A 10,778-nucleotide genomic window follows, 5' to 3' on the forward strand; every position below is an offset into this window, starting at 1 on the left:
AAACGTCCTGAGGGTCGCGTCCCGCCAGAAGCTGGTCCAAAAGCTCTTTGTCGATAGCCATGCGATGGTCCTTTCCTTTCCATCATCATGACCTCCCGCACAGAACTCCTGACAGTCCCCGGCTGTGCGCGCTGCCTCAATGAACTCCTTCGAGAGGCCGGCCGCCGACATCTCCTTGATGGATTCATCGGCGGACTCAACTGACATCAGGCTCGTCGTTGAGACGATCCAGCCGTACTCGTAAGTCATGACGTTGAACGGCAGCTCCTCCTGGTTCAGCAGCTCGACGTCCCCGTCGGTCAGATGCCCGGTCGAGATGTCCATGAAATTGTAGATTGCCACGGTGCCTGCTCCCCTTCGAGACAATCATGTCCGAGGAAGGCACCGGATGTCACGGGGCTCTCGGTGGACACTGCGTTCGGATCCGTTCGAACTCTGCCTCATGTTTCGCTGGCGTCCGTGTCGTGGCGAGGCCAGACCCACAAGCCGGCCGCGAAAGCGACGGGACTCAGCGGGGGAAGCCCAATATGCGGGCATAGCCATACCGCGCTTGTCCGCGCGCACTGACCGACGCGCCGTTCGAGCCTACCTCGCCGACACACAAATGGCCCATTCACTTTAACTCCCGGTCCGCGATCGCCCACATCCCGGTTTCGGTGAGGCAAGCCGCGACAGCTTCTACCTCCGCGCGTCGCTCGAGGACGATGGCGCGTGCCCGTGCGAGTTCATCCTGCAGGACGCTCTCGACCTTCGCACGTGCGACAGGATCGAACTCAAGCCTCTTCGCGATCACTTCAGGGGAGGGCGCCGCGATCGTCAGAAGCGCGCCGCCAAGGCCCAGCGCCAGCTCGAGCTTTGCGACAAGACCGACGGCTTGCGATAGATCCGACTCAGGCGCACCGCCGCATGTGTCGCCGCAGGAACCGAGGATTACCTCCTCGGCGGCCATCCCGGCCAGCATGGTCGTTACCAGCGCCAGGTACGAGGATCGTGTCCGGTCAAAGCCTTCCATCTGGCTAAACTCCGTCCGGTTCGAGGCGGCTCCGCGAACCTCACGAGCAACACTGGAACGGGTGGGCACGCTTCCCGACTCCGCCGCCAGCGCGATCCCGACGATGACGTGCCCAGCCTCGTGGACACAGATCCTGCGGAACAGCTGGTCGCTCATGCGCAGCGGCGGCGGCAGGCTGCCGAGCAGATCCTCGTTTCTCATGACACGGCGGGACGTTCGTGCGGTCCGACGCGCGTTCCGGACGAGCTGCTCAAGGTCGGCGCCTGTCATCCCATCGGTGAATTTCGAGACGTCGCAGAGACCGCAATTGCCCAGCTCGCCCCGAAGGTGATGGCGCAGGATGCCTTCTCTCGCTTCCTCGTTCGGAAGCGGGATGTGCAGGTGTCGGTCGAGACGGCCGGCCCGACGGATGGCCGGATCGATCAAATCCGGATAATTGGTTGCCCCTACGACAACGACGCCAGTCCTTGCCTCCGCGCCGTCCAAGCACTCCAGGAAACCGTTGATGACCTCCCGGCAGTAGGCAGCGTTGTGGTCTGAGACGTTCGCACGGTCGCCGAAGGAATCGAGCTCGTCGACAAAGAGGATGCTCGGTGCGGACTTGCTTGCCTCCGCGAAGGCACCCCGCATCTGCGCCAGCAGCTTGTTCAGATATCCCGCGGCCTGCCATTGCGCCAGCGAATGGATGAAGACGGGCACCCCACAGGTGCGGGCCAAGGCCAGCGCGAACGTGGTCTTTCCGGTTCCCGGAGCTCCTGACAGCAGCGCGCCGCGATCGACATCCGCCCACCCGATGCGACCGGCCGCGTAGTCGGCGAGATCGACGGCTAATGCCTTGCCCCACTCCGATGCTTCGCCAAGACCATGAAGGTCGTCGAGCATCGGACCTGGCGGCACGCCGAGAACTCGAACCTCTTTGCGAACGGAAATCTTTTCCTGTTTGGCAATCTTCTCCGCTTCATTCGCGGCTTTGATCCTGTGCGCGAGCGCGACGGCCGACCGAAAGGACCGTCCGCCCTCGAGCAAGAGCGTCAGGAGCGGCCAAGGCACCGAATAGATCGCCTCGATGTCAGAGGCGGAGGCATTGCCGGCTCCCGGCATCTGAAGCGCAACCGCGCGCATGAGTGCCTCGTCGGGTGAGGGCAACATCGCGACGGCGTCGGCAAGTTCGGCAACGTGGGAAGGGATGGCCTCAACCAAGTCGTAGAGGAAGCAGACGTGATGTGACGCGTGCAGGTAGCGGACGAGAGTGGTCATGTCGGGGGTGCGGTCGGCCCTCGTGCCGGTGCGGTCCTCGACGCGGACACAGTTTCGTTCAGGCTTGTTTTCCCTGAGAACGTCTTCGACCGCGTCCTCAAAGATGGCGGACTCGCTTTCGCGGACTCCCGCCAGCACCACGATGCAAGGAGCGCCAGCCAAGGCGCAATGCAAGCCAGCGGCCCGGAACGCCTGCTTGACCAAGGCAGTCGCGACGAATGCAGTCGGGTTGAAGCGCTCCGCGTGTACCGTCACTTCCCCGATATCGAGCGGTTGGTACCTGTCGAGCCGTGTCATCGATCGGCTCCGTTCGCGATGGTGGCTGGATCTCCGAGGCGGTAGAGCCGGGATAGCGTGCGCGCATAGCCGTGCGAGGGCGCGTGAATCCAAAGGTCGGATGTGAACCCCGGCCGGCCCGACCGGATCTTCGGATGGCCGAGGAACTGCCCGGCGAGGCACGGGGAACTTCTCGAGGCGAGCGTCCACCTCTCGAGGACGGGCGCGGCCGAGAGGGCGAACTGGCTCGGATGGCGTCCATCAACGAGCGCCTCTACGTCGGCGACGAGGCGCTTCAAAAGGTTGAGGTGCTCGTGGAGCTGGAAAGGTTCGCCGGACGGCGGGACGAGGATGGCCATGGAACAGACTCCGATCGCCCGCCGCAATGCGGTCCGGGCGTCGCGAAAGGGAAGGGCGCGATTTAGGCTTCGCGCCGTATCACCCTCGTGCGGGAGCTGATGGGTTCGTCGAGATCCATGTCGACGACGCGGGCGAGGGCGAGCGAGGCGACCGCAGCGACCGGCCGGCTTGTGTGACGGAAGATCCCCAGGCACTCGGCCAAAGTAACCGAACTTTCCTCGTCGAGGACGGCCAGCAAGCGAACCCGGTCGTCGAGCGACACGCGCCACCGGGCATACGGGAGGATGAGCTTTGCGTTGTCGAGGCGAACTGAGTCGATGTCAGCGTCCGTTACGATGCGTGTGCCGCTTGGTAGGCTGATAGGCTCGAGACGCGTTCGGTCTGGCGAGGCGAGAAGCAGGTGCTCCTCTCCGCCGTGTCCATGAGTGACAAATTCGGCAACGCATCGGGCCTCGGCCAGTGGCACTTGGCAGCGCCAATGCTCGACTGCGGGATCGATGTCGAGGAGACGTGCCACGTCGACGGCGAAGGGAGTAGGCAGCCGTACCTCGCCGCGGCAACGTAGAGGTTGGTACCCTGCGCTTCCGCTAGCTGGGGCATTCGGAGGAGCAGTCCGCGGATGTGCGAGTGCCCGGATGTCGGTGACGATGTCTGAACGCATGGAGATGCTCCGCACAGGACGGGGCATCGCCTCTCGTCCGGTCAGCCTCGAAGAGGGTGTGCGGTCAGCGTATCGACGGGCTCAAATTATCGGCGCGTAGAGCGGCGGCACCTGTCAGGTGCAAGCATGTCCGCTGGAGAGCTGGTCCGTTGCGCATGGCAGACAGGCTAATTCCGGACAGCGTCAAGAGTCAACACTGCGGTCGAATCGATCGATCGGCAGGCCAGAATCGAGAGGCGGACCTCCTTCCCATTCAGGTGTCATGCGTCGACCTACAGCTAGCGGTGCAGTTAGACTGCGGTGCGGCTGCCCGGTGCCGCGGCCAGCCGGCAACGCCCCAGTCCTTCTGTCTCGGAGTGGCCGAAGACGGGCCATTCGGGGCCCTTTGCCTCGGCTCCGGTATCACGCCCGGGCTCGCATGCTGGATGACTTGCAGCTCAACGGAACCTACCCCGTTCATTTCCTACGCCGCTCGCGATCGCGGGACATCGAGATCTGGCGCGAGCCGATCACGGCGCAGACAAGGTTGATGATTATGCTGTCCGGAGATTACCCACAGCTTTCGGACATCACCTTGTGGTGCTCGGCGATCGCAAGACATACTGACGACGGACGTAGGTGTGGTGAAGTGTCGTACAAAGCCCCCTAAACCCGTGGAATTCACTGGGAGAATGAACGAATGACCGACCCGTCCCATGCCGAGAACGCCAAACTTAATGAAGAGCTCACATGCGCCAGTGAAGCGAACCAGTCGCTTACCGTTGAGAACCAGCGAATGAGGGAGGCGCTGGAGGCGGCCATAAGCGCGTTTCGAGAGACGGGAAACATGGAGATGGCGGAGCGCGCGTCATTTGGGCTCACGGGCAACAGGCCGGCGCCGAAGGGCTTCAAGCTTCCGAGTTCACGCCGGGTCTCTTAAGACTCGATAGCGAGAGGGCCGGTTGAGGACCGTCAGCGAGCGAAAAAGGCGACTAGCTCTTCAACGGTGTCGAACAGGTGGTCCGGCCTCGAGGCAATCAATTGCTGGGGGCTTTGCAGCCCCCAGGTCACTCCGATTGCAACTGTACCGGCTGCATGTGCTGCCGCCGTATCCTCGGGTCGGTCTCCGACGTGGAACGTCTCCTTGGCAGTCTTGCCGGCTTTGCCTATCGCAAGGAGAAGCCCTTCCGGATCCGGCTTCCGACGGCTGACGTCGTGGTATCCAACGACGATATCGATCGGCCATTTCCGATTTCTGATGAACCATCTTGGCACCATGTCCGGGCTTTTAGTGACGATCGCCAGGATGTGACCCGCCTTGTGCAGGGCCGATAGCAACTCATCGATACCGGGATAGACCTGCAGCGTGGCTGCCTGCGCCATGACACCTTTCCAGTTCCGGACAGCACGCAGATGCTCAACCGTCGAAGTGTCAACGAGGGTCTGGTCGAAATCGAATATTATCATCAAAAGGTCATCGACGTTTGATGGTTGTTGCCATCCGAAACCGCCAGAGACGGGTCCGACTTCCCTCTAAGAAAGTTCAGCAGCTGAACCAGCGCTTCGCCATTTGCGATCGGAGCGGCCAATTTGTCCGCCATCATCTGGCGATTGCCTTGCACCTTCGGTTCAGAGCGCCACGCTTCCGGGTGATCGATGCAGGCAAGATGGCGGCCCTGCTGCAGGGCGAACCGAACCGTGTGCATGGTTCCTCCCTTGATGTCGGTCTCTATCACCAGAACGCAATCTGAGAGGCCACTTTGGAGTCGGTCACGTTCCGCGAAAGCCGTCCTCACCGGTGTCATTCCCATTGGGTACTCGCTCACCAAGCAGCCGCCGCCGTCGAGCAATCGTTGCGCCAGTCCTTTGTTGGCCGCGGGGTAAACCTTGTCGAGCCCGTGCGCGAGGACGGCGACCCCGATGCCGCCGGCACCAACGCACCCTTGGTGCGCAAGCGTGTCGCATCCTTTCGCAAGGCCGCTGACGATGACAAATCCGGACCTTGCAGCCGACGAGGCCAGTCGTTCCGCGACGCGCTCGCCGAAATCTGTTGGCTCTCGGGTGCCGACCACCGCCAAGGCGTTCCTTGACCGCAGTCCTAACGGATCGCCCTTGATGAACAGTACCGCCGGAGGATCGGGAATGTTCCTCAATCGAGGCGGGAAGTCAGGTTCCGTGAGCGCAATGGACGCGATCCCCGCAAAGGCGCTTCTGCCAAGTTGGTCCTCAGCAAATTTCCACGCCTCGAGCAGCAGCGTCGCATCGATCCGATGGCGTGCCGCCTTTTCGAAGAAATGGAGCACGTCGTCATCAGTCTCGATGCACGAGTCAACGATTTTCACCGCGGCACGCCGACCGATGCCCCGGATCCGCATCAGCGCGACGCTGGCCACCGCAGTTCGCGTATATCGTGCGTGCATGGCAGTCATCGGTCGATCATGCCAATTCGTTCTCTCCATCCTGCCAAACCCTATCCCAATCGCGTGGCACGTGGCCATTGTCCGGGTGCGGGCACCAATTGATGCGTTCAGTCTTGGCCAGCGCGACACCAAACACCCGTGCGCCCGGGTTTGCCGCGAGAACCGCCCGCGCGATGAGGCAGAGCGTGCTGCCTCGGGTGACGAAATCGTCGAAGACGAAGACGTTGGAAGCATTCAACGGGCGGCACACATACTGCGCCTTTCCCAATTCCGCATCCCGTTGCTCACTTCGGTAGAGCAAGTGGATCTTGTTGTGCGGCTGCTTCGTCAAAGCACTGACCGCCGACCGGGTACCGACAGTCTCTGCCAGCTGGGACGTGATGTAGGGTATCTGCCGCTCCGGGTCCGCAGCCGTTTCAGATGAGGAGAGCGCGCTGATAAACGCACAGCTCGCGTTTCTCAGCCCCATCGTCTCGAAGAGGGGCGGAAAGGCATGGTACAGAAGGCGAGCGGCGCCATAGTAGGCCTTCCGGTCCTTGCCCTTGAATCTTATGAACCTGCTCGTCCACTTCTCCGTGGCGTCGTCCGTCACCTTGTAGGCGAGCGTGTAGGTGTTCGCCAAGTCAGCACCAGCCGAGAGGCGAGGGAATTCCATCCATCCGGCTTTCGCATTGAACGTGACCATTTGATCTCCAACGATGGCGTCCGTCGCTCAGGACCATGCGATCTTCGTCGCGGCAGCTTGGTGAGCTTCACTCGTAGGCATACCACAGGATAAGTTGCCCCCAGGTTCCCGAAGTGAAGATGGTCAAGCTCGAGCGTCGAATGCAATCGCGAATGATGTGATTCACAAAGGATTGGGTTTGGAAACGTGGTATCGGACGGTGGCGAATCCAGTACTCGGGGAACTTGCGTTTTGACTGTGATTTCCGTTGCCGTGTCGTCTGACAGAATCATTTTCGTGGAAGGCTCCTTCAACGGGGATGGCACGGTGACGATCGTCAAGGACGAGACTCTCAACCTAGAAGACGGCGATCGCCATCTCGCTTACGCGGTGATGCACAAAAGGATCTCAGACAGGCTGTCGCAAGGGGCCAAACAGATCGTGGTGAAAGCTTCGGCTGGCGGGCAGTATGCCGCGAGGACGGCGGTTCTCCATGCGGCGGAACTCCGTGGCGTCTTCCTTAGCGCGGTGCCGACCGGCGTCGACGTCGTCCAGGTACAGAAGAACACGGTCAGCAAGAACTACGGGTCGAGGAAGGTCGACGACTACGTGAAGGACGACGAATTCATCGAGGGGCATTTCAAAGGAGCCAGTTTGCGCAGAGGTAGCAGGGAAACCGCAGTCCTACTTTTGGCCGCGGGGGGCTGATGAGCACAGCGGATTACGTCTCGACATTGACAAGAATCAAGCCTCTCGGTGATGGTGCGTTCGGGGAGGTGCATCTCTTCCACGACGCGGTCCATGGCGATGTAGCCGGGAAGAGCTTCTTCCGTGCGAAATTCGGGTCCCAACACGCTTGGGACACAGCGTGCGCGAATGCGCTCAAAGAGGCGCAGAGCCTGAAGGCGCTTGAGCATGATCACGTCGTAAAGATCTACCAGGCCGTGCGGACGACAAACGACGACGAGTTCCTCCTCGTCATGGAATACTGCGAAGCTGGTTCCATACGACAGCTGACCGAAACCAATGCCGTATGCCTTCCTACGGCCAAGCGCATCATTAGGGACGCTGCCATCGGCCTGAACTACATCCACAGCAGCAAATACCTGCATCGCGACATCAAACCCGACAACATCCTTTTGAAGGCAGATGGGAGGGTGAAGTTAGGGGACTTCGGCTTCGTTACGGACGAGCTGCAGTTTGGCTTTGCGACCCCCTACGGGACGGCGATCTATCTGGCGCCGGAGGTTCTTGCGGAGAAGGCATGTTCTGAGTTGTCGGACGTCTATTCCCTCGGGGTGACATTCGTGAATCTGCTGTCGGGCGACCTATGGTTCCTCCGCGAGGGGAATGGTGCCTTGCTGCAGATGGGTGCCGACGGCCACCCACTCCTTTCAACCGATGTCCGCCTTCTACCGCACGTGCCTGCTGCATGGCGGAATGTCGCCAAGACCCTCTGTAAGCCCACAGTCGAAGGAAGAAGCCCATCGTTAGGGGCGGCAGTGAATTCGATCGCCAAGCTGCCCGCCGTTGAACCGTGGAAATGCGTGGTAGAGGACGACGTGATCAGGTGGGAGTTGGTCAAAGGCCAGCGGCGTGTCCGCGTCGAGTGGACAGGCTACCTTGGACAGAAGGGTGAGAGCTGGTCAGCTTGGACGGAAAACCTAGACGGGAGCTCGCGCCGAAAGCTCAAATCGAGTGAGAAAGGTCAGAAGTGGAAAGTGATCTACTCATCACTCAGGGCTTTTTTCGCTTCGCGGACTATTTGAGCGCGAAGCTTCATCCTTTGACAGGAAGCAAGACACGCTCACCATTTCGTCCGTATACGAAGCGGACATCAATTGCCTTTGCCTTCGTAGTTGCGAGCCGCGCGGGTCGGCACACATTGCAGAATGCCAAATTTGCCGACACATGTTCCGGTGGCGACCATTCTCGGCCACAAAAACGGCAACAGGGCAAAACAAGCAGTCCGCGGACAGCCATAGCGAGAATCTCTCCGATTGCCGATCAGACTATCCAATAGGTTGGAAATGTAAACAGAAGGTTCTTATTTTGTTCCGAAATGGTGGGGCCATTGGCTCTTCGGTGACACATGCCTTGGATGCGTGCTGGTTCTTTCCCTCGAAAAGGGCAATCGGGCACCCGACACGGAACACGTCGATGTCAATCATGATTGCCGGCGTCTCCATGGCTTCCGATCGAGGTCGATCTCAGAAATCGACTGGACGGCCGTGCTCGTTCTCGCGTCGCCTCAGGACACGAGGGGTCATCGAGATCCGAGACCACCGCGGCTTCGGATGCTCCCTCAGCGATGATCGGATCCGGTCGTGTAGAGAACCCATCCGCTCGACGTTCAGCATGTCTTGGGCGATGTTCCGGAACACGCGCGAGAAGGGTCTGTTGCGATACGACCGGAACAGCTGCGAAAGCTTCGCGCTTGTACCGATGCCAATGCCCGACACCCCAAGCGTCAGCGAGTACTGTGGCCCGCCGTCGGTCGATACCTCGTATCGGCGCATCAAGTCGGCGCAAGACTGCTCAAGGTAGCGCAGGATACCGTTGATCTCGCGGGTCCGGTCCGCGGGCGAGAGATGCTGCAGATTGTCGAGGATCGTTCGGCAGCCAGCGAACTCTGGACGGCTCCGGAGCGATAGTGCCAAGTCTATGCATTGTTCGGGATTATCTGTCCTCGATATGAGGTAGGAGACGAAGAAGGGCAGGCGCATTGCGAAACGCGCGCGCCCGTCAGGTTCGAGAATTGCCTCGAGCGACGTGCGGGTGGTCCGCTTGAGTGCTTCGATAAGGCTGCCGACCTGGCCTGGATGGTCGATCCGACAGCAGCTTTCGCAGAACGCGTCGCGCAGGGGGGCCAGACATACGTCGGCTGACTCGCGGTCAGCCATGGCGTTGTAGAAGTAGGAGCGCTCTGCCGCCCACCCGTAGCCAAAAACGAGGCGGTCAAGCATGCTGTTCGCATGAGTTCCCGCAAAGTTTGGATTGCCGGACGCGAGCGCGCGCACGAGCTCTTTGACGTCCTCGATCTCCGGACGGCCGACGACAGAGACCGTTGGCGTGTTGTCGGGGAGTTCGGCGGATCGTTCCGTATCCAAGTCCTCCCCGATCAAGACTCCATCAATTCGATGCTCGTACGATGCGTGGCGCGTGTCCCGGACGAGAAGGGAAAGCGTCAGGTACTCACTCGAGACGAAGATGTTCCATCTGAGTTGCGGCTCGATGCGAAGCGCTTCAAAGAAGGCGGCGACGTCGGCAGCGGGTTCGGCGCCGTCGAAGGAGAACATCATCCCCCGCGCGAAAGCCCCTGCATCCTCGGCGATGGACGTACGAACCTCTTCGTCTGGCTTATGGAAGCGCACGTAGTCGAAGGCCTTCAACCTCTGCGTACGAAACCTGTCCTTGTAGTCGTCGATGGCGAGCAATTCGTCGCTGAACAAAATGGCGGTGACTAGACGCTCCAGACATAGGATATCGTTGTCGACCTGATCGAGGTTAGCTGTCTGGACCTGCCCAGTGATCCGCTCAACACCACCGAGCGTAGCGTTGTCGATCAGGATGCGGCGAGGTGCCATGTACGTTATCTCCGAATGGGGGAGGACTCGGATCGATTCCTACGATCAGGCACCCTATCAAGAGGGGCAGCTCTAACAAATCGTCACGAGTTCCGGTGCCTCCGGGCAGCCCTTGAGCATAGGACGCTCGCCGAAGGTCGCGCTTGGTCGCCCCAGTATGTATTCATCTGCTGAGCACCATATCGTCCCGCCCTCGAGAATGGGTCGGCGATTGTAATCAAAGGTGCCGTGGCGTTACGTCGTGCCCGCGGAATCTTTGTCAGCCACCCGCGTTGGGTCCGGAGGTCGAGGTCGCCGATCTCCCAGTCCTACGCCGGCGTGCAGGTTACCGGGTCGGCGAGGTAGTGGCCGCACATCTGGTGACCATATTGCGTCCAGATCCGATCGCCAGGGCTGTAAGCGGCCCGAAAGGCGGCATCTACCGGACTCTATCCACGGCAACCCTTACAAGCCGGTACCAAGTGTACGCCTACGGTCTAAACCGCCTTTCGGACTAACCGGCGCGGTAAGAGACTGCGCGTATGGACGTCCATAAGCACAGTGCCTTCGAGCGGTTGGAGAT

The 10,778-nt window shown here is 60.6% G+C and carries 11 protein-coding genes; 3 read left to right on the forward strand and 8 right to left on the reverse strand.

Annotation, left to right across the window (positions count from 1 at the left end):
• From ASG62_RS15935 to ASG62_RS15950, 4 genes are all read right to left on the reverse strand, one after another.
• The coding region (locus tag ASG62_RS15935; RefSeq protein WP_200945539.1) for a hypothetical protein at positions 1-342 on the reverse strand (342 nt) is incomplete at its 3' end.
• Between the two features lie 271 nt (positions 343-613).
• Positions 614-2,566: an AAA family ATPase gene (locus ASG62_RS15940; RefSeq protein WP_056698743.1), complete on the reverse strand. Its 1,953-nt coding sequence runs from the start codon at positions 2,564-2,566 to the stop codon at positions 614-616.
• Positions 2,563-2,904, reverse strand: coding sequence for a hypothetical protein (locus ASG62_RS15945; protein WP_056698740.1), 342 nt, complete (start codon positions 2,902-2,904; stop codon positions 2,563-2,565). The genes ASG62_RS15940 and ASG62_RS15945 overlap by 4 nt, the downstream gene beginning before the upstream one ends.
• A 62-nt stretch (positions 2,905-2,966) precedes the next feature.
• On the reverse strand, positions 2,967-3,422 hold the full coding sequence (locus ASG62_RS15950; protein ID WP_156382194.1) for a hypothetical protein: 456 nt from the start codon (positions 3,420-3,422) through the stop codon (positions 2,967-2,969).
• A gap of 823 nt (positions 3,423-4,245) precedes the next feature.
• Here ASG62_RS15950 and ASG62_RS15955 point away from each other — a divergent pair.
• On the forward strand, positions 4,246-4,485 hold the full coding sequence (locus ASG62_RS15955; RefSeq protein WP_056698733.1) for a hypothetical protein: 240 nt from the start codon (positions 4,246-4,248) through the stop codon (positions 4,483-4,485).
• Positions 4,486-4,517: 32 nt separating this feature from the next.
• Here ASG62_RS15955 and ASG62_RS15960 read toward each other — a convergent pair whose 3' ends face one another.
• The 3 genes from ASG62_RS15960 to ASG62_RS27015 are packed head-to-tail and all read right to left on the reverse strand — an operon-like array spanning position 4,518 to position 6,650.
• Positions 4,518-5,012, reverse strand: a complete 495-nt coding sequence (locus tag ASG62_RS15960) for an HAD family hydrolase (RefSeq protein ID WP_056698730.1) — start codon at positions 5,010-5,012, stop codon at positions 4,518-4,520.
• Positions 5,012-5,974: a DNA-processing protein DprA gene (locus ASG62_RS15965; RefSeq protein WP_056698728.1), complete on the reverse strand. Its 963-nt coding sequence runs from the start codon at positions 5,972-5,974 to the stop codon at positions 5,012-5,014. The genes ASG62_RS15960 and ASG62_RS15965 overlap by 1 nt, the downstream gene beginning before the upstream one ends.
• Positions 5,975-5,981: 7 nt before the next feature.
• Positions 5,982-6,650 carry a phosphoribosyltransferase gene (locus ASG62_RS27015; RefSeq protein WP_057180503.1) on the reverse strand — a complete coding sequence of 223 codons (669 nt, stop codon included), beginning with the start codon at positions 6,648-6,650 and terminating at the stop codon, positions 5,982-5,984.
• 306 nt (positions 6,651-6,956) lie between these two features.
• Here ASG62_RS27015 and ASG62_RS15975 point away from each other — a divergent pair, with 306 nt between their 5' ends.
• Both ASG62_RS15975 and ASG62_RS15980 read left to right on the forward strand, forming a co-directional pair.
• On the forward strand, positions 6,957-7,337 hold the full coding sequence (locus tag ASG62_RS15975) for a hypothetical protein (RefSeq protein ID WP_156382195.1): 381 nt from the start codon (positions 6,957-6,959) through the stop codon (positions 7,335-7,337).
• Complete coding sequence (locus ASG62_RS15980; protein ID WP_056698720.1) at positions 7,337-8,398, forward strand: serine/threonine-protein kinase; 1,062 nt, start codon at positions 7,337-7,339, stop codon at positions 8,396-8,398. Before ASG62_RS15975 ends, ASG62_RS15980 begins: the two co-directional genes overlap by 1 nt.
• Before the next feature lie 441 nt (positions 8,399-8,839).
• Here the strand turns inward: ASG62_RS15980 and ASG62_RS15985 are convergent, their stop codons facing one another.
• Positions 8,840-10,216, reverse strand: coding sequence for a hypothetical protein (locus tag ASG62_RS15985; RefSeq protein WP_056698717.1), 1,377 nt, complete (start codon positions 10,214-10,216; stop codon positions 8,840-8,842).
• Positions 10,217-10,778: the final 562 nt, after the last annotated feature.

This window comes from Aureimonas sp. Leaf427, from assembly GCF_001425485.1.
Classification (GTDB): Bacteria; Pseudomonadota; Alphaproteobacteria; order Rhizobiales; family Rhizobiaceae; genus Plantimonas.